Below are 18686 nucleotides of genomic sequence, written 5' to 3' on the forward strand. Positions count from 1 at the left end.
GTGGCCCGATCGTCCACGGAAAAGGGGCAGGGGCAATGGGGCAGGAATTGGCCACGCGATACCCGCTGGTGCTGGTGCCGGGCATGCTCGGTTTCGTCAGGGTGCTGCTCTACCCCTACTGGTTCGGCATCGTGCCAGCCTTGCGCAAGGGCGGGGCGCAGGTATTCCCGGTACAGGTTTCGCCGCTGCATGCCAGCGAGGTACGCGGCGAGCAGTTGCTGGCGATCATCGAGGACATCTGTCAGCGCACCGGCACCGACAAGGTCAATCTGATCGGCCATAGCCAGGGCGCCTTGGATGCTCGCTACGCCGCTACCAAAAGGCCTGATCGGATAGCCTCGGTCACCTCGGTGGCCGGGCCTAACCACGGCTCTGAACTGGCCGATCATCTGGAGCGCACGGCGCCAGGTGACTCAGCCCGGGGGCGACTGCTAAAAGCTGCGTTGCATGGACTGGCAGTGCTGCTGGTATGGCTGGAAACCGGCTGGCGCCGCGACCCGCTGCCGATCGATGTGCACGCCTCGCACCAATCCCTGACCAGCGCCGGGGTGGCGCTGTTCAACCAGGCTTATCCACAGGGCTTGCCCGACACCTGGGGCGGTGAAGGGCCGGGCGAAGTGAATGGCGTGCGCTATTACTCCTGGTCGGGCACCCTGCAGCCAGGGCTCACCGACCAGGGGCGCAACCGCTTCGACGGCAGCAACCGCTTCTGCCGTCTGTTCGCGCGCAGCTTCGTCAAGGAGAAGGGCCACTGCGACGGCATGGTCGGTCGCTTCAGTTCACACCTGGGGCAGGTGATTGGCGACGACTATCCGCTCGACCACCTGGACATCGTCAATCAGTCGCTCGGCGCCGTGGGCAAGGGCGCCGAGCCGGTGCGCCTGTTCACCGAGCACGCTGCTCGGCTCAAGGCTGCGGGGCTGTAGCCCCACGGCGCACGGGGGTGGTCCAGCGTTCGGCGAGGACCACGCCGGCCAGGGTCAGCAGGCCGCCGATCAGGTGGTAGCTGGCCAGTTGTTCGTCGAGTACGCCGGCGGCGATCAGCGCGGTCACCACCGGCAGCAAGTTGAAGAACAGCGTGGTGCGGCTGGGTCCAAGGCGGTGTACGGCCTGCATCCATACCAGCGGTGCGACCATCGAGGCCAGCACGCAGGCATACAGCACCAGGCCGACGTTGTGGGCATTCAGCCCGGTCTTGTCCGAAAGCAGGAACAGCGGCAGCAGCACGATGATTGCCACCAGCACCTGCAGGTACAGCAACTGCAAGGGCGGCAGGCGTAGCTGCCATTTCTTCAGCAGGAAGCTGTACAGGGCATAGGCCAGGGTGGCCACCAGCATCAGCAGGTCGCCGCTGTTCAGGCCCTGGTCGAGCAGGGCGCCGGGGTGGCCGGCGCTGACCACCTCGAGCACCCCATAGAACGACACCAGGGCACCCAGCAAGGCGCCATAGCTCAGGCGCTGGCCCAGCCAGGCGATGGACAGCGCCAGCGACATCAACGGCATCAGCGACAGGATGATGCCCATGTTGGTGGCGCTGGTAATGCTTGCGGCGAAGTACGCCAGGCTTTGGTAGATGGCCATGCCCAGCACGCCGAGGACGAACACCTTGCCCAGGTGCGGGCGGATGGCTGCGCGGTTGCGCCACACCGCAGGCAGCAGGAACGGGGTGAACAGCAGGCCGGCGAGCAGCCAGCGGTAGAAGCCGATTTCGGCGGGGTGGATGGCGCCGGCGGACAGTTTGGTGACTACGGTATTGCCGGCCCAGATCAGGATGGCGGTGAGGGGGAACAGGTAATTCATACAGCTGTGATTCTCTGAGGTGTTGCGAAAGGGCCGCCGAGCAGTCCCCGATAAGCGCCTATTATCCGCTGTCCGTTCGCAAGCCTATACTTCCATCCAGACAACCTGCCCCTGCAAGCAGACACCATGGCCCGCAAATACCTCGACATCCCCCAGTTCGACCAGCTCCCGGCGACGGTGTACTTCCGTCACGACGAATTCGGCGCCGATACCCACAGTGCCCCGCATCGCCACCCCTGGGGCCAGCTCAATTACACCGCCCACGGCGTCATGCACCTGGACGTCGATGGCCAGCGCTTTCTTTCACCTCCGCACTACGCGGTCTGGGTGCCGCCGGGCACCGAGCATGGCTGCTACAACCCCCAGGCCATCATCTACCGCTCGGTCTATCTGGACCGCAGCCTGTGCGCCGACTTGCCGCAACAGCCTTGCAGCCTGGTGATCAGCGACATCCTCAAGGCCATCCTTGGCGACTTCGCCCGGCGCGATCTCAAGGTGGCACAGGATGAACGCGACCAGCGCCTGGTCCAGGTACTGCTCGACCAATTGCTGCTGGCGCCGACCCAGACCTGCTACCTGCCGTTTGCCCGCAGCGACGGTTTGCGCCAGGTGCTCGACGCCCTCGGCGGTGAACCCGGTGACAACCGCCCGCTGGCAGAGTGGGCAGCGCAGGTGCATGTCAGCGAGCGCACCCTGGCACGCCAGTTCCTGCGGGAGCTGGGCATCAGCTTTGGCGAATGGCGCCTGCGCCTGCGTTTCTTGCGTGCCATCGAAGCCCTGGAGGCCGGCCAATCGATTCAGGCAATCGCCTTCGACCTGGGCTACAGCAGTGCCTCGGCCTTCATCGCCATGTTCCAGCGCCAGGCCCAGTGCACCCCGGAACAGTACCGCCGCCAGGCACGGGCGGGCGTGTAAAAAATCTTGTCTACACTGATCTGCACCACCGTGCATCGGGCGCGGAGAAAAGGAGATCGCTCCATGAAGATGCTGCAAATGCCGTTGCTGGTGTTGGCTGTGTTGTTCAGCGCGCAAGGATTCGCCGCCACCGCACAACAGGAAAAGATGACCTCGTGCAATGCCGACGCCAGCGCCAAGGCGCTCAAGGGCGACGAGCGCAAGGCGTTCATGAGCAATTGCCTGAAGAAGGACGTTCCGACTGCCCAGCAGGAAAAGATGAAGACCTGCAACGCTGACGCCACCACCAAGGCCCTGAAGGGCGACGAGCGCAAAGCCTTCATGAGCGACTGCCTGAAGAAGAAATGACCTGCGCCTATGCCTCTGGCTTCAAGGCTGGCAGACTGCGGGTCTTTCCGCTGTCTGCCGTCGAGGCTGTATGACCTTCACCCCCCGCCAGATCACCCTTGCCAGCCTGATCATCGTGATGGCCGGGTTGCTCCTGGCCCTGCCCCTGAAGTTGCTGCCTAGCCTGCTGGCCGGCCTGCTGGTGTTCGAACTGGTCAACATGCTCACGCCACGGCTACAACCGCTGATCGCCGGCCAGCGCGCGCGCTGGCTGGCGGTGGCGCTGCTCGGCACATTGGTGGTCAGTACCCTGACGCTGCTGATCGCCGGCGCGTTCAGCTTCCTGCTGCACGAGGCGGAAAACCCCGGCGCCTCGCTGGACAAGTTCATGGGCCTGGTCGAGCGTGCCCGTGGCCAGTTGCCGCCGTTCATCGAGGCCTACCTGCCGGCCAGCGCCGCCGAGTTCAAGGTGGCCATCGGTGACTGGATCAAGAGCCACCTGAGCGATCTGCAACTGGTCGGCAAGGGCATGGCGCACATGTTCGTGACCCTGTTGATCGGCATGATCCTGGGCGCCATCATCGCCCTGCAGCGCATCCCTGACATTTCCCGGCGCAAGCCGCTGGCGGCCGCGCTGTTCGAACGGCTGAGCCTGCTGGTGCAGGCGTTTCGCAACATCGTGTTCGCGCAGATCAAGATCTCGCTGCTCAATACCGCCTTCACCGGTATCTTCCTGGCCGTGGTGATGCCCATGTTCGGGGTGCACCTGCCGCTGACCAAGACGCTGATCGTGCTGACCTTCCTGCTGGGGCTGTTGCCAGTGATCGGCAACCTGATGTCCAACACCCTGATCACCATCGTCGGCCTGTCGCTGTCGATCTGGGTGGCGGCGGCGGCGCTGGGGTATCTGATCGTCATCCACAAGGTCGAGTATTTCCTCAACGCGCGGATCGTCGGTGGGCAGATCAGTGCCAAGGCGTGGGAGCTGTTGCTGGCGATGCTGGTGTTCGAGGCGGCGTTCGGGCTGCCGGGGGTGGTGGCGGGGCCGATCTATTACGCCTACCTGAAGAGTGAATTGAAGCGGGCGGAGCTGGTTTGACGAATGCTGGGGCCGCTTTGCGGCCCTTTCGCGACACAAGGCCGCTCCTACAGACGACCGCGTCCTCCTGTAGGAGCGGCCTTGTGTCGCGAAAGGGCTGCAGAGCAGCCCCCAAATAGGTCAGGCCGCCCCGTAACGCTTGCGCGCCTCGATCGCCAAGCCGCTACCAATGCTGCCAAAGATGTTGCCTTCCACATGCCGAGCATTGGGCAGCATCGCCGCCACGCTGTTGCGCAGCGCCGGAATACCGCTGGAACCCCCGGTGAAGAACACCGTATCCACCTGCCCTTCGCTCACGCCGGCCTTGGCCAGCAGCTCGGTCACGCTGCCGCGCACGCGCTCCAGCAGCCCCTCGATGGCCCCTTCGAACACCGCACGGGTGAGGTCCACGCCCAGCTCGCGCTCGACACGGCCCAGGTCGACGCGGCGGCTCTGCTGGTCGGTCAGCTCGATCTTGCTGGCCTCCACTTCCATCGCCAGCCAGTGCCCGGCGCGCTGCTCGATCAGCTTGAACAGGCGGTCGATGCCGAGGGTGTCCTCGATGTCGTAGCGCATGCTGCCCAGCGCCAGCTGCGACTTCTGCGAGTACAGGGCGTTGATGGTGTGCCAGGTGGCCAGGTTGAGGTGATAGCTGGTAGGCATCAGCGCGCCGCTCTTCATCCGGCTGCCATAGCCGAACAGCGGCATCACGCCCTGCAGGCTCAGCTGCTTGTCGAAGTCGGTACCGCCGATGTGCACGCCGCCGGTGGCAAGGATGTCGCTCTGGCGCTCGGCCACCTGGTGGCGCTCGGGCGACAGGCGGATCAGGGTAAAGTCCGAGGTACCACCGCCGATATCGACGATGAGCACCAGCTCTTCACGGCTGATGCCCGACTCGTAGTCGAACGCCGCGGCAATGGGTTCGTACTGGAACGACACGTCCTTGAAGCCGATCTTGCGCGCCACGTCGGCCAGGGTGTCCTCGGCCTCCTGGTCGGCGGCCGGGTCTTCGTCGACGAAGAATACCGGGCGACCCAGCACCACCTGATCGAATTCGCGGCCGGCATCGGCCTCGGCGCGCTTTTTCAGCTCGCCGATGAACATGCCCAGCAGGTCCTTGAATGGCAGGGCGCTGCCCAGCACGCTGGTGTCGTGCTTGATCAGCTTCGACCCGAGCAGGCTCTTGAGCGAGCGCATCAGGCGGCCTTCGTAGCCTTCCAGGTATTCGTGCAGCGCCAGGCGGCCATACACCGGGCGGCGCTCTTCGATATTGAAGAAGACCACCGAGGGCAAGGTGATCTTGCCGTCTTCCAGGGCGATCAGCGACTCGCTGCCAGGGCGGTGCCAGCCGACCGTGGAGTTGGAGGTGCCGAAGTCGATGCCAAGGGCGCGGGCCGGGGATACGTCAGACATGGGGAAACAGGCTTCCGGAGGCAAAACGGCCGCGCAGTTTATGCCAGTTGGCCAGAGAATCAAGACCGGTCGTCTGCCTTGCAGCAACGCCAAGCGCACCTTGAAAGGCTATGCTTGACCCCTATCTTCAGTTGCAACACGCAATTTCACATTGGTGATCCACAGATGGACTTCAAAGACTATTACAAGATACTCGGCGTAGAGCCCACGGCGGACGACAAGGCGATCAAGGCCGCGTACCGCAAGCTGGCGCGTAAGTATCACCCGGATGTCAGCAAGGAGCGGGACGCCGAGGAGAAATTCAAGGAGGCCAATGAGGCCTACGAGGTGCTCGGCGATGCCCAGAAGCGCGCCGAGTTCGACGAGATCCGCAAATACGGCGGCCAGCACGGGCGGCCCTTCCAGGCACCGCCGGGCTGGGAAAGCCGTGGCGGTGGCGGCGGCTTCGAAGGCGGCGACTTCTCCGACTTCTTCAGCTCGATCTTCGGCGCCCGCGGCGGCAGCCCGTTCGGCGGCGCCCGGCAACAACGCAGCGCCGGCAGGCGAGGGCAGGACGTGGAACTGGAACTGGCGATCTTCCTTGAAGAAACCCTGAGCAAGGAATCCAAGCAGATCAGCTTCCAGGTGCCGCAGACCAACGCCGCCGGCCAGCGCACCGGGTTCACCACCAAGACCCTGAACGTGAAGATTCCAGCCGGGGTAACCGATGGCGAGCGCATCCGCCTCAAGGGCCAGGGTGCGCCGGGCGTGGGCGGCGGGGCCAATGGCGACCTGTTCCTGACCGTCCGACTGGCACCCCACCCGCTGTTCGATGTCGAAGGTCATGACCTGATCATCACCGTGCCGTTGGCACCGTGGGAGGCCGCGTTGGGCACCAAGGTAGCGGTGCCGACCCTGACCGGCAAGATCAACCTGACCATCCGCCCCGACAGCCAGAGCGGCCAGCGCCTGCGCGTACCGGGCATGGGCCTGGCGAACAAGCAGGGCGAGCGCGGCAACCTCTACGCCCAGCTCAAGGTGGTCATGCCGCCGACAAACGACGCTTCTGCCCGCGAACTGTGGACCCAGCTCTCCGAGAAGGCTGCGTTCGATCCGAGGAAACAATGGAGTAAGTGATCATGAGCAGCACCCTGATCGTTCAACTGGACATGCGCACCCTTTGCCAGGAGGCCGATATCACGGCCGACTTCGTGGTCGAGATCGTCGAGCACGGCATCGTTGAACCTTCGGGGCGAACGCCGGAGGAGTGGTTGTTCGACGATCAGGCGCCGCTTTTGGCCAAGCGGGCGGTGAAGCTGCATCGGGAGCTAGAGCTGGAATGGGAAGGGGTGGCGCTGGCGTTGGAGCTGTTGCAGGAAGTGCAGCAGTTGCGCAGTGAGAACAGCATGCTGAGACAGCGGTTGGGGCGGTTTACCCAGATGTGAGGGTGGCTGCACTGGCCTCATCGCTGGCAAGCCAGCTCCCACACCGATCCCGTAGCGCTGGAGATCGGTGTGGGAGCTGGCTTGCCAGCGATGAGGCCGGTACAGTCAGCAAAGCGGCTCAGCCCCCGGACTCAACACCAGCTGCATGAAGGTCAAATCCAGCCAGCGCCCGAACTTCACCCCCACCTGCGGCATCTGCCCGGTCACCACGAACCCGAGCCGCTCATGCAGGCGCACCGACGCCTCATTGCCGCTCTCGATGGCCGCCACCATCACATGCTTGCCACACCCCCGCGCCCGCTCGATCAGCACCGCCATCAGCGCCGGCCCCAGGCCTTTGCCACGCTGGTCGCCACGGACATACACCGAGTGCTCCACGGTGTGGCGAAACCCCTCGAACGGCCGCCAGTCGCCAAACGAGGCATAACCCAGTACACCCGTTTCATCCAACGCCACCAGAATCGGATAACCCTGCAGTGCCCGCGCCTCGAACCAGGCCTGACGGTTGGCGAGGTCCACCGGCGTTTCGTTCCAGATTGCCGTCGTGTTGCGCACCGCGTCGTTGTAGATCTCAAGGATGCCCGGTATGTCGGTGGCCAGGGCGTCACGGATTTCGTGGCTCATTGCTGCGTCTCGCAAGGTCGATGGCTGCAGATTAAATGGTTACCAGCCCCCGCACACCCTCGGCCTGCATGTTTTCACCGCGCCCGCGCTGGACGATCTCGCCACGGGCCATGACCAGGTATTGGTCGGCCAGTGCCTCGGCGAAGTCGTAGAACTGCTCTACCAGCAGGATGGCCATGTCGCCACGTTCGGCCAGGCGCTGGATGACCGCGCCGATTTCCTTGATCACCGAAGGTTGGATGCCTTCGGTCGGTTCGTCGAGGATCAGCAGGCGTGGGCGGCTGGCCAGGGCGCGGCCGATGGCCAGCTGTTGCTGCTGGCCGCCGGACAGGTCGCCCCCACGGCGTTGCTTCATCTGTTCCAGGACCGGGAACAGTTCGTAGATGAACGTTGGAACATCGCGCGCCTCTCGGGCAGGGAAGCGCGACAGGCCCATCAGCAGGTTTTCCTCGACGGTGAGGCGCGGGAAGATCTCGCGGCCCTGGGGGACGTAGGCGATGCCGGCCTGGACCCGCTGTTGCGGCTTGAGCGTGGTGATCGGCTTGCCTTCCCATTCGACGCTACCTTCGCGGGTTGGCACCAGGCCCATCAGGCAGCGCAGCAAGGTGGTCTTGCCCACGCCGTTGCGCCCGAGCAGGCAGGTGACTTCGCCGACCTTGGCCTCGAAGGACAGGCCGCGCAGGATATGGCTGCCGCCGTAGTATTGGTGCAGGGTGTCGATTTTCAGCATGTGAGAGTTCCTGAAGTTGTTGCTGTGGCTGCACCGGCCTCATCGCCGGCAAGCCGGCTCCCACAAGGATCCCGCAGCCCTGGAGATCGGTGTGGGAGCCGGCTTGCCGGCGATGAGGCCAGTACAGACACAAGAATTCATCGGCCCAGATAGACCTCGACCACCCGCTCATCCGCCTGCACCTGCTCCAGCGACCCCTCCGCCAGCACACTGCCCTGGTGCAGCACGGTCACATGGTCGGCGATGCTGCCGACGAACCCCATGTCATGCTCCACCACCATCAGCGAGTGCTTGCCGGCCAGCCCCTTGAACAACTCGGCGGTGAATTCGGTCTCGGCATCGGTCATGCCCGCCACGGGCTCGTCGAGCAACAGCAATTGCGGTTCCTGCACCAGCAGCATGCCGATTTCCAGGAACTGCTTCTGCCCGTGGGACAGCAGGCCGGCCTGGCGTTGGGCCAGGGGCAGCAGGCGTAGCGTGGTCAACACCTGCTCGATGCGCGCGCGTTGCTCGCCGTTCAAGCGCGCGGCCAGGCTGGCCCACACCGACTTGTCGGTCTTCAGTGCCAGCTCAAGGTTCTCGAACACCGTCAGCGCTTCGAACACCGTGGGCTTCTGGAACTTGCGACCGATGCCGGCCTGGGCGATCTGGAATTCGCTCATGCGGGTCAGGTCGAGGGTGTCGCCAAAAAACGCGCTGCCCGTGTCGGGACGGGTCTTGCCGGTGATCACGTCCATCATCGTGGTCTTGCCGGCGCCGTTTGGGCCGATGATGCAGCGCAGTTCGCCGACGCCGATGTACAGGTTCAGCGCGTTGAGCGCCTTGAAGCCATCGAAGCTGACGCTGATGCCTTCAAGGCTCAGTACCGTGCCATGGCGCGTGTCCAGGCCTGCCGCGCGGCGGCTGCCCAGGCCAATGGCATCGCGGCCGGCGCCCAGGTGATCGAAGACCGGTTCGAGCATGAACTCGGGGTGCACTGGGGGGACGCCTCTCATGGCTGGCTCCTTTTCTTCAGCAGGCCGACCACGCCTTTGGGCAGGTACAGGGTGACGAGGATGAACAGCGCGCCGAGGAAGAACAGCCAGAACTCCGGGAAGGCCACCGTGAACCAGCTCTTCATGCCGTTGACCAGGCCGGCGCCGAGCAGCGGGCCGATCAGCGTGCCGCGACCGCCCAGGGCCACCCACACGGCGGCTTCAATGGAGTTGGTCGGCGACATTTCGCTGGGGTTGATGATGCCGACCTGCGGCACATACAGCGCCCCTGCCAGGCCGCACAGCACGGCGCTGAGCACCCACACCAGCAGCTTGAAGCCGCGTGGGTCGTAGCCGCAGAACATCAGGCGGTTCTCGGCGTCGCGCACGGCGGTGAGCAGGCGGCCGAACTTGCTCATGGTCAGGCGCCAGCACAGGTACAGGCTGGCCAGCAGCAAGCCTACCGTGAGCAGGAACAGCACCGCCCGTGTGCCCTGGGCGGCAATGTCGAAGCCGAGGATGGTGCGAAAACTGGTGAAGCCGTTGTTGCCGCCAAAGCCCGTTTCATTGCGAAAGAACAAGAGCATGCCGGCGAAGGTCAGGGCCTGGGTCATGATCGAGAAGTACACGCCCTTGATCCGCGAACGGAAGGCGAAGAAGCCGAACACCAGCGCCAGCAAGCCAGGCGCCAGCACCACCAGGCACATGGCCCAGGCAAAGTGCTGGGTGCCGGCCCAGTACCAGGGCAATTCGCTCCACGACAGGAAGGTCATGAACCCCGGCAACCCATCGCCGGCCGCCTGGCGCATCAGGTACATGCCCATGGCGTAGCCACCCAGGGCGAAGAACAGGCCGTGGCCCAGCGACAACAGCCCGGCATACCCCCAGACCAGGTCCAGGGCCAGGGCGACGATGGCGTAGCAGAGGATCTTGCCGACCAGCGTCAGGGTGTAGGCCGACACCTGCAGCGCATGGCCTGCCGGCAACAGCGACAGCAGCGCCAGGGCCAGCAACAGCAGGGCGGCGACAGCGACGATGGCCAGCGTCACGCGTGGGCCGGCTTTTTGTGAAGCGGTGACAAGCAGTGGCTGGTTCATCAGTCGATTACCCGTCCCTTGAGGGCGAACAGGCCTTGCGGGCGCTTCTGGATGAACAGAATGATCAACGCAAGGATGAGGATCTTGCCAAGCACGGCGCCGATCTGCGGCTCCAGCAGCTTGTTGGCGATGCCAAGGCCGAAGGCCGCCCAGAGGCTGCCGGCCAGTTGCCCGACGCCGCCGAGCACCACCACCAGGAACGAGTCGATGATGTAGCTCTGGCCCAGGTCCGGGCCGACGTTGCCGACCTGGCTCAGGGCCACGCCGCCTAGCCCGGCGATACCCGAGCCGAGACCGAAGGCAAGCATGTCGACGCGCCCGGTGGGCACGCCGCAGCAGGCCGCCATGTTGCGGTTCTGGGTGACCGCGCGCACGTTCAGGCCCAGCCGCGTGCGGTTGAGCAGCAGCCAGGTGAGCAGTACCACGGCCAGGGCGAAACCGATGATCACCAGGCGGTTGTACGGCAGCACCAGGTTGGGCAGTAGCTGGATACCGCCGGACAGCCAGGCCGGGTTGCTCACCTCGACGTTCTGCGCGCCGAACAGCAGGCGGATGGCCTGGATCAGGATCAGGCTGATGCCCCAGGTCGCCAGCAGGGTTTCCAGCGGACGGCCATAGAGGTGGCGGATCACCGTGCGCTCCAGCGCCATGCCGACCCCGGCGCTGACGGCGAAGGCCACCGGCAGGGCGATCAGCGGGTAGAACTCGATGGCGCCAGGTGCGTAGCGCTGCAGCAGCACTTGGACCATGTAGGTGCTGTAGGCACCGAGCATGAGCATCTCGCCGTGGGCCATGTTGATCACCCCCAGCAGGCCGAAGGTGATCGCCAGGCCTAGCGCTGCCAGCAGCAGGATCGAGCCCAGCGACAGGCCGCTGAAGGCCTGCCCGAGCAGTTCGCCGAACAACAGTTTGCGCTTGACCTGGGCCAGGCTGGTTTCGGCGGCGGTGCGCACGCCTGTGTCGGTTTCCGCGCCTTGCTGAAGCAGGGCTTCAAGGCGCGTGCGGGCCAGCGGGTCACCGGTTTCGCCGAGCAGGCGCACGGCTGCCAGGCGCACCGCAGGTTCGCTGGCGCCCAGTTGCAGGTTGGCCAAGGCCAGGCCGAGGGCGGCATGCACGGCGGCGTCCGGCTCGCTGGCGAAGCGTCGGTCGAGGAACGCCATCTGTGCCGGTTGCGCGCTCTTTTGCAGGTGCTGGGCGGCGGCCAGGCGCGTGTCGCTGTTGTCGCTGAGCAACTGGTGGCTGGCCAGGGCGTTGTCGATCAGGCCGCGCAGGCGGTTGTTCAGGCGCAGCTTGCGGGTGTCGTTCTCGGCGATGCGGCCTTGGCGCAGGTTTTCCAGCAGCGGCAGGCGGGCCGGGTCGGGTTGCGCCGCCCAGCTTTCGAGCAGGGTGGCCTGCTCGGCGGGCTTGGCGGTGAGGAAGAATTCGCCTTCGCTGGCCTGGGTTGCCAGGGGCAGCAAGAGGAGCAGGGTGAGCAACAGTTTGAGCATGCGGGCAATCCTGGGAATCGGCGGTGGATTCATCGCCGGCAAGCCGGCTCCCACAGGTTCGGTGGGGTTCTCGGACCCTGTGGGAGCTGGCTTGCCAGCGATTGGGCTGCGCAGCAGCCCCAATGCACTCAGTTACCTTTCACCGCGTAATCGGGCCGCTTGTCGTTGCCCGGAATGAACGGGCTCCACGGCTGCGCCCGCAATGGCTGCTCGGTCTCCCAGACCACACTGAACTGCCCGTCATCCTGGATCTCACCGATCATCACCGGCTTGTGCAGGTGGTGGTTGGTCTTGTCCATGGTCAGGGTAAAGCCCGACGGTGCCTTGAAACTCTGCCCGGCCAGCGCTTCGCGGACCTTGTCGACCTCCGTGGACTTGGCTTTTTCCGCCGCCTGCGCCCACATGTGGATGCCCACATAGGTGGCCTCCATCGGGTCATTGGTCACTGCCTTGTCGGCGCCCGGCAGGCCCTTGGCCTTGGCGTAGGCCTTCCAGTCGGCGACGAACTTCTGGTTTACCGGGTTATCCACCGATTCGAAGTAGTTCCACGCCGCCAGGTGGCCCACCAGCGGCTTGGTGTCGATGCCGCGCAGCTCCTCTTCACCCACCGAGAACGCCACCACCGGCACGTCGGTGGCCTTCAGGCCCTGGTTGGCCAGTTCCTTGTAGAACGGCACGTTGGAGTCGCCGTTGACGGTGGAGATGACCGCGGTCTTGCCGCCAGCGGAGAACTTCTTGATGTTGGCGACGATGGTTTGGTAATCGGCGTGGCCGAACGGCGTGTAGACCTCTTCGATGTCCTTGTCGGCCACGCCCTTGCTGTGCAAGAAGGCGCGCAGGATCTTGTTGGTGGTGCGCGGGTACACGTAGTCGGTGCCGAGCAGGAAGAAGCGCTTGGCGCTGCCGCCGTCTTCGCTCATCAGGTACTCGACGGCGGGGATTGCCTGTTGGTTGGGGGCGGCGCCGGTGTAGAACACGTTCGGCGACATCTCTTCGCCTTCGTATTGCACCGGATAGAACAGCAGGCCGTTGAGTTCCTCGAACACCGGCAGCACTGATTTGCGCGATACCGAAGTCCAGCAGCCGAACACCACCGCAACTTTGTCCTGGGTCAGCAGCTGGCGGCTTTTTTCGGCGAACAGCGGCCAGTTGGAGGCTGGATCGACCACCACCGGCTCCAGCAGCTTGCCGTTGACCCCGCCCTTGGCGTTGATCTCGTCGATGGTCATCAGCGCCATGTCCTTGAGCGAAGTCTCGGAGATCGCCATGGTCCCGGACAGCGAATGCAGGATGCCAACCTTGATGGTCTCGGCGGCCTGGATACTCCAGCTCAGGCCCATCGCCGCGATCGATGCGCTGAGGGTAAAGGCCTTGATCAGACTGCGACGCTTCATGTGCTCTCTCCGCTGAGTTTTTTTAGGGTGTTGGCCAGCGGGAGGGGCGTTGCAAGGGGTGTGCCGAATGGCGAAAGGGGCGCAGTAGAGGGGTTGTGCGAGGTGTTGGGGCGTTGGCGAGGGCCAGGTTGGTGCCTGGCAATCTGGGGTGCACAGGAATGGGGCCGCTGCGCAGCCCATCGCTGGCAAGCCAGCTCCCACAGGTACCGCGTTGCTCTCAAGAACAATGCAATCCCTGTGGGAGCCGGCTTGCCGGCGATCGGGCTGCAAAGCAGCCCCTTGCAAAATCAACCGTTACGCACAGCCGTGCGCGGATGCCGCTTGCTGCGCACAAACTGATAAGTCACCGCCAGCAGCACGAACCAGATCGGCGTCACCAGCAGCGCCGCACGGGTGTCGTCTTCAAGGCTCAGCAACACCAGAATGAAGGCGAAGAACACCAGGCACACGTAGCACATGAAACGCCCGCCCGGCATCTTGTACTTCGACGCCTGATGCAACGCCGCGCGGTGCTTGCGGTACTTCAGGTACGACAGCAGGATCAGCGTCCAGACGAACATGAACAGCACCGCCGACACCGTGGTGACCAGGGTGAACGCTTCGACCACGTTGGGCACCAGGTAGATCAATACCGCGCCGAGCAACAGGCAGGCGCAGGAGAAGTACAGACCGTTGGCCGGCACGCTGCGTGACGAGAGTTTCTCGAATGCCTTGGGCGCATCGCCTTCCTGCGACAGGCCGAAAAGCATGCGGCTGGTGGAAAACACCCCGCTGTTGGCCGACGAGGCTGCCGAGGTGAGGACCACGAAGTTGATGATGCTCGCCGCTGCCGGCAGGCCGGCCAACACGAACAGCTCGACGAACGGGCTCTTGCCCGGTACCACGTCGCGCCACGGGGTCACGGCCATGATCGCGATCAGTGCCAGCACATAGAACACGATGATCCGCACTGGGATCGAGTTGATAGCCCGTGGCAGGGTGCGCTCGGGGTTCTTCGCCTCGGCGGCGGTGGTGCCGACCAGCTCGATGCCGACGAAGGCGAACACGGCAATCTGGAAGCCGGCGAAGAAGCCCATCAGGCCATTGGGGAACATGCCGCCGTCATTCCACAGGTTGGCCAGCTGCGCGGTGTGCCCGCTCGGCGAATCGAAGCCGGTGATGACCATGTACAGGCCGGTGGCGACCAGGCCGAGGATGGCGACGATCTTGATCAGGGCGAACCAGAACTCCAGTTCACCGAACATCTTCACGGTGACCAGGTTCAGCGACAGCAGCAGTGCTACGCAGGTCAGCGCCGGTATCCACTGCGGCAGGTCGGGGTACCAGAACTGCGTGTAGGCGGCGATCGCCACCACGTCGGCAATGCCGGTGACCACCCAGCAGAACCAGTAGGTCCAGCCGGTGAAGTATCCGGCCCAGGGGCCGAGCAGGTCGGCGGAGAAGTCGATGAACGACTTGTAGTTGAGGTTCGACAGCAGCAGTTCGCCCATGGCGCGCATGACGAAGAACAGCATGAAGCCGATGATCATGTAGACGAAGATGATCGACGGCCCCGCCAGGCTGATGGTCTTGCCCGAGCCCATGAACAGGCCGGTGCCGATGGCGCCACCGATGGCGATCAGTTGGATATGGCGGTTGGTCAGGTTGCGCTGCAGATGCTGGTCTTCAGCGGGAGGGGTCGGGGTCATTGGCTGCATTCCATTGAGGGTCAGTCTTTTTCTGAAAGCCGAGTAGGCTAACACGAGCGTCCCAAATCGGGGCGCGACAGATCGACACGACAATCAGGGTGCAGGGCAGGGGGCCGCTTTGCGGCCCTTTCGCGACACAAGGCCGCTCCTACAGTAGTACGTGGTCCTCTGTAGGAGCGGCCTTGCGTCGCGAAAGGGCTGCAAAGCAGCCCCAAGGCCCTCAAGCGCTAACCAGCACCCGGCGCCGCCGCACCACCAGACAGTCCACCACCCACATCACCACCATCGACACCCCCACCAGCGGGAACATCACCCCGAGCACCAGCATCACCCCCACCGCCATCTTCCAGCGCGGCAGGTCATGGCGCAGCGGCGGCACGCCCAGGCCACCTTCCGGCCGGCGCTTCCACCACATCACCAGCCCGCTCACCGAACCCAGCAGGATCATCAGGCACACCAGCAGGATGATGATCTGGTTCAGCGCGCCGAACATCTTGCCTTCGTGCAGCATCACACCCAGTTCGGTCGCCTGGGCAACCGGGCTGTAGTCTTGCCAGCGCACGTCGGTCAGCACCTTGCCGGTGTACTGGTCGACATGCAGGGTGGCGTCGTTGCGCGGGTCGTCGGCGAACACGGCGATGGTGAAGACGCCGTCGGCCGTGGTTGGCAGGGTGATGCTGTATCCCGCCTCGACCTGGCGCTCGGTGGCCACATCCTCCACCTGCTGCAGGGTCACCTGTGGCGCTGCCGGCATGTCCGACATCGGGTGATGCCCGGCATGTTCGGCATGCGCGCCGGATTGCGGCATGGGCGTGTTTTCCAGCGCCCACGGCACGGTCTGGCGGTGGGCCTTGTTCAGCTCACCGGCCTGCTGATCGGACTTGGGCACGTCATTCCACATGGCCGCCGGGAAGCGGTTCCACAAGTCGGCGTACTGCTTGCCCCACAGCCCGGTCCAGGTCATGCCGCTGATCAGCATCAGCAACAGCAGGGCCGAGCCCCAGAAACCGGTGACGGCATGCAGGTCGCGCCAGAACACTCGACCTTTCGCCCCGATGCGAGGCCATAGCACGCCAGCGCCGTTGCGCCCCCGCGGCCACCACAGGTAGAGGCCGGACACCACCAGCACGATGCCCCAGCCGGCAGCCAGTTCCACCAGGCGGTCGCCGACCGTGCCGACCATCACCTCGCCGTGCAAGGCGCGGGCGATGGCCTGCAGGTTCTGCTTGGCGTCCTGCTCGCCGAGGATCTTGCCGCTGTACGGGTCGACGAACACATTCAGTTCGCGCCCACCGTCATGCACCACGAACTGCGCGCTGCGCTCGGCATCGATCGGCGGCAGGTACTGGCCCACATGGCCCTTGGGGTACGCCTGGCGCACTTCGGCCAGCATCAGGTCCGCGCCCTGTCGATGATGCCCGGCTTCGACCACCATCAGGTCGCGGTACAGCAGCGGGTCGAGCTGCGGCTTGAACAGATAGATGATCCCGGTGATCGCCAGCAGGATCATGAAAGGGGCCACGAACAGTCCGGCATAGAAATGCCAGCGCCAGGCCAGGTTGTAGAAGGAAACGCGTGTTCCGCTCATGGGAACCTCCTGTTTGACCAGCTGAGGGGCGCGACCGTGACCGCGCCCATTGTTGTTGTCAGAAGCTCAAATCGACCTTGGTCCAGAAGGTCCTGCCTGGCTCGTTCACCGGCTGTGGATCAGTGGCCGGGTAGCCGAACCCGGCATTCCCGGCCAGGTTCAGGTGCTCGGCGTAGGTCTTGTCGAACAGGTTGTCGACCCCTGCGCTGAGCTTGAGGTTGTGGTTCACCTTGTAGGTGCCGTTGAGCGAGAACACGCCGAAGCCGGCGCTCTTGTCGTAGTCCTTGCCGACCACGTTGCCCTGGTTCTCGGCAATGCGGTTTTGCGCCGCGACCAGCCGCCACAGTGCCCCGGCACTCCAGGTGTCGCGGCTGTAGGTCAGGCCCAGGCGGCTTTCCAAGGGGGGCATCTGGGGTAGCGCTTTGCCATCACTGCTGTTCTTGCCCCAAGCGTAGGCGAGCGTCGCATCGGTCTTCCAGTTTTCCGTCAGCTTGTAGGCGGCACCCAGTTCGCCGCCTATGATGCGGGCATCGATGTTCTGCGCCTGGGAGGTGCTCATGCCCATCATGCCGGTGTGGTAGTCGAACAGGATGTAGTCGCGGATCTGCCCGACGTAACCCGAGGCCCAGGCTTCCAGGCGCTCGTCGCGGTACTGGATGCCGAAGTCGAGCTGGGTGGTCTTCTCCGGCTTGATGCCGTCGAAGGCGTTGGCAGCGCCAGGCGGGGCCAGCTTGGGCGAGAACAGCTCCCAGTAGTCAGGGAAGCGCTGGGCATGGCCGAGGCCGATGTAGGTGGTGGCGGAGAGGGCTGCGAGGTCGTGCTCGTAGCGCACGAACCCGCTTGGCAGGGTATCGGCGCGGGTGTCGCCGTTGGTGGGGCTGTCATCACGGAAGTCCCGGGCCGAAGCACGGTCCAGGCGGGCACCGGTGATCAGGCGATCCTGGCCGCTGGCATACCAGGTGAGCTCACCGAACGCCCCGTAGTTGTGGAAGTCGGCGTCCTTTGTCCAAGGCTTTTCCTTGTAGGCGTCGACACCTTTTGCGCTGCGTGCACGGTGCTCGTTGGTCTGCGCGTCGATGCCGCTGATCAGTTGTACATCGGCCCAGCGCCAGGTGGCTTTGATGCGCGCGCCCAGCGTGCGGCGGTCGACGGCGGTGGCCATTGGCCCGGCCATCATGCCCATGCCTGACGGGGTACGCAGGGTGTAGTTGTCCATCACGTGGTCGGCGTAGTTGTAGTAGACCTGCGCCTCGACCTTGTCGAGCACCTCGCCCAGGTTGGACTTCTCGAAGCGCAGGCCCAGGCTTTCGCGCTTGAACTGTGCACCGTCCATGCCGCGCCCGGCGTAGCGCGCTTCGCCGTCACCCTTGCCGGCGGTGAGCTCCAGCAGGGTGTCCTGGTCGGGGGTCCAGCCCAGGGCCACATCGCCGTTCCATTTGTCCCAGCGCGAGGGCACGGTGTCGCCGCTGCCATCCTGGTAATCGTCCGAGTGCGACTGGTTGCCGACAAAGCGGGCGTAGCCCTGGCTGTTGCCGGCGGCGGCATCGAGCAGCTTGTCGAAGCGGCCATTGGAGCCCGCCAGCAGGCTGGCGTTGACCCGGCTGCCGAGGGGGCCGAACTTTTCCGGTTCACGTTCGAAGAGGACGGTCCCGGCCGAGCCACCGGGGCCCCAGATCACGCTTTGCGGGCCTTTGATCACGGTGAGGCGGTCGTACGTCTCCGGCGAAATGTAGGACGTCGGCGCATCCATGCGGTTGGGGCAGGCACCGAGCATCACGCCGCCGTTGGTGAGGATGTTCAGGCGCGAACCGAACATGCCGCGCAGCACCGGGTCGCCGTTGGTGCCGCCGGCGCGAATCGCCGAGAAGCCGGGGATGGTCTTGAGGTAGTCGGCGCCATCGCTGGCCGGCACGGGCTGGCGCGGGTCTTTCGGGTTGGTGACCACGGTCAGCGGCGAGCTGGGCGCAAGGGCGGTGATCACCGTCGGGCTCAGCTCGGCCAGGTCGTGCTCATGGCCTTCGTGGCCAGAGTCGGCGGCCAGGGCCATGGGCGCGAGCAGCGAGCCGCACAGGGCGGCGAGTGTGCCTTTGAATGCATAGGCAAAAGCAGGGGTACAGCCGGACATAAGATTTCCGTCGATCAGTCAT

17 protein-coding genes are annotated in these 18686 nt (G+C 64.7%); 6 read left to right on the plus strand and 11 right to left on the minus strand.

Annotated elements, in window-relative coordinates:
* Window positions 1-35 precede the first annotated feature (35 nt).
* Entirely contained in the window at window positions 36-926 is an 891-nt protein-coding gene (locus ACIPZB_RS12005; protein WP_400640352.1) for an alpha/beta fold hydrolase, read from the plus strand.
* On the opposite strand, the gene ACIPZB_RS12010 is transcribed toward ACIPZB_RS12005, so the two are convergent.
* Window positions 907-1800, minus strand: coding sequence for a DMT family transporter (locus ACIPZB_RS12010; protein WP_400640353.1), 894 nt, complete (start codon window positions 1798-1800; stop codon window positions 907-909). The genes ACIPZB_RS12005 and ACIPZB_RS12010 overlap by 20 nt on opposite strands.
* A gap of 126 nt (window positions 1801-1926) precedes the next feature.
* Between ACIPZB_RS12010 and ACIPZB_RS12015 the strand changes: the two genes are divergently transcribed.
* The 3 genes from ACIPZB_RS12015 (at window position 1927) to ACIPZB_RS12025 (ending at window position 4141) form a co-directional block, all read left to right on the plus strand.
* Window positions 1927-2715 (plus strand): AraC family transcriptional regulator, encoded by a 789-nt coding sequence (locus tag ACIPZB_RS12015; RefSeq protein ID WP_400640354.1) that lies wholly within the window; start codon window positions 1927-1929, stop codon window positions 2713-2715.
* A gap of 63 nt (window positions 2716-2778) precedes the next feature.
* Complete coding sequence (locus ACIPZB_RS12020) at window positions 2779-3063, plus strand: PsiF family protein (RefSeq protein ID WP_008089589.1); 285 nt, start codon at window positions 2779-2781, stop codon at window positions 3061-3063.
* A gap of 70 nt (window positions 3064-3133) precedes the next feature.
* Complete coding sequence (locus ACIPZB_RS12025) at window positions 3134-4141, plus strand: AI-2E family transporter (RefSeq protein ID WP_008089590.1); 1008 nt, start codon at window positions 3134-3136, stop codon at window positions 4139-4141.
* Window positions 4142-4261: 120 nt separating this feature from the next.
* On the opposite strand, the gene ACIPZB_RS12030 is transcribed toward ACIPZB_RS12025, so the two are convergent.
* Window positions 4262-5533 (minus strand): Hsp70 family protein, encoded by a 1272-nt coding sequence (locus ACIPZB_RS12030; protein ID WP_400640355.1) that lies wholly within the window; start codon window positions 5531-5533, stop codon window positions 4262-4264.
* A 165-nt stretch (window positions 5534-5698) separates the two neighbouring features.
* On the opposite strand from ACIPZB_RS12030, the gene cbpA reads away from it, so the two are divergent.
* Together cbpA and ACIPZB_RS12040 are read left to right on the plus strand one after the other, a co-directional pair.
* Window positions 5699-6649 (plus strand): curved DNA-binding protein, encoded by a 951-nt coding sequence (cbpA, locus tag ACIPZB_RS12035; RefSeq protein WP_400640356.1) that lies wholly within the window; start codon window positions 5699-5701, stop codon window positions 6647-6649.
* A 2-nt stretch (window positions 6650-6651) separates the two neighbouring features.
* Window positions 6652-6957, plus strand: coding sequence for a chaperone modulator CbpM (locus ACIPZB_RS12040; RefSeq protein ID WP_400640357.1), 306 nt, complete (start codon window positions 6652-6654; stop codon window positions 6955-6957).
* 105 nt (window positions 6958-7062) lie between these two features.
* Here the strand turns inward: ACIPZB_RS12040 and ACIPZB_RS12045 are convergent, their stop codons facing one another.
* The 9 genes from ACIPZB_RS12045 to ACIPZB_RS12085 form a co-directional block, all read right to left on the minus strand.
* A complete protein-coding gene (locus ACIPZB_RS12045) occupies window positions 7063-7581 on the minus strand; it encodes a GNAT family N-acetyltransferase (RefSeq protein ID WP_400640358.1) in 519 nt (172 codons plus the stop codon).
* A gap of 31 nt (window positions 7582-7612) precedes the next feature.
* Complete coding sequence (urtE, locus tag ACIPZB_RS12050) at window positions 7613-8311, minus strand: urea ABC transporter ATP-binding subunit UrtE (RefSeq protein WP_400640359.1); 699 nt, start codon at window positions 8309-8311, stop codon at window positions 7613-7615.
* 137 nt (window positions 8312-8448) lie between these two features.
* A complete protein-coding gene (gene urtD, locus ACIPZB_RS12055; protein WP_400640360.1) occupies window positions 8449-9306 on the minus strand; it encodes an urea ABC transporter ATP-binding protein UrtD in 858 nt (285 codons plus the stop codon).
* On the minus strand, window positions 9303-10382 hold the full coding sequence (gene urtC / locus ACIPZB_RS12060; protein WP_400640361.1) for an urea ABC transporter permease subunit UrtC: 1080 nt from the start codon (window positions 10380-10382) through the stop codon (window positions 9303-9305). The genes urtD and urtC overlap by 4 nt, the downstream gene beginning before the upstream one ends.
* A complete protein-coding gene (gene urtB, locus ACIPZB_RS12065; protein ID WP_400640362.1) occupies window positions 10382-11869 on the minus strand; it encodes an urea ABC transporter permease subunit UrtB in 1488 nt (495 codons plus the stop codon). Before urtB ends, urtC begins: the two co-directional genes overlap by 1 nt.
* A 128-nt stretch (window positions 11870-11997) precedes the next feature.
* Window positions 11998-13263, minus strand: a complete 1266-nt coding sequence (gene urtA / locus ACIPZB_RS12070; RefSeq protein WP_400640363.1) for an urea ABC transporter substrate-binding protein — start codon at window positions 13261-13263, stop codon at window positions 11998-12000.
* A 287-nt stretch (window positions 13264-13550) separates the two neighbouring features.
* The gene (gene cycA, locus ACIPZB_RS12075) at window positions 13551-14951 is read right to left on the minus strand and encodes a D-serine/D-alanine/glycine transporter (RefSeq protein ID WP_400640364.1); all 1401 of its coding nucleotides are present in this window, start codon (window positions 14949-14951) and stop codon (window positions 13551-13553) included.
* Window positions 14952-15171: 220 nt separating this feature from the next.
* On the minus strand, window positions 15172-16539 hold the full coding sequence (locus ACIPZB_RS12080) for a PepSY-associated TM helix domain-containing protein (RefSeq protein ID WP_400640365.1): 1368 nt from the start codon (window positions 16537-16539) through the stop codon (window positions 15172-15174).
* Between the two features lie 58 nt (window positions 16540-16597).
* Window positions 16598-18664, minus strand: coding sequence for a TonB-dependent copper receptor (locus tag ACIPZB_RS12085; protein WP_400640366.1), 2067 nt, complete (start codon window positions 18662-18664; stop codon window positions 16598-16600).
* Between the last annotated feature and the right edge of the window lie 22 nt (window positions 18665-18686).

The sequence above is a fragment of the Pseudomonas sp. NPDC089396 genome, from assembly GCF_044749545.1.
In the GTDB taxonomy this organism is placed as follows: Bacteria; Pseudomonadota; Gammaproteobacteria; order Pseudomonadales; family Pseudomonadaceae; genus Aquipseudomonas.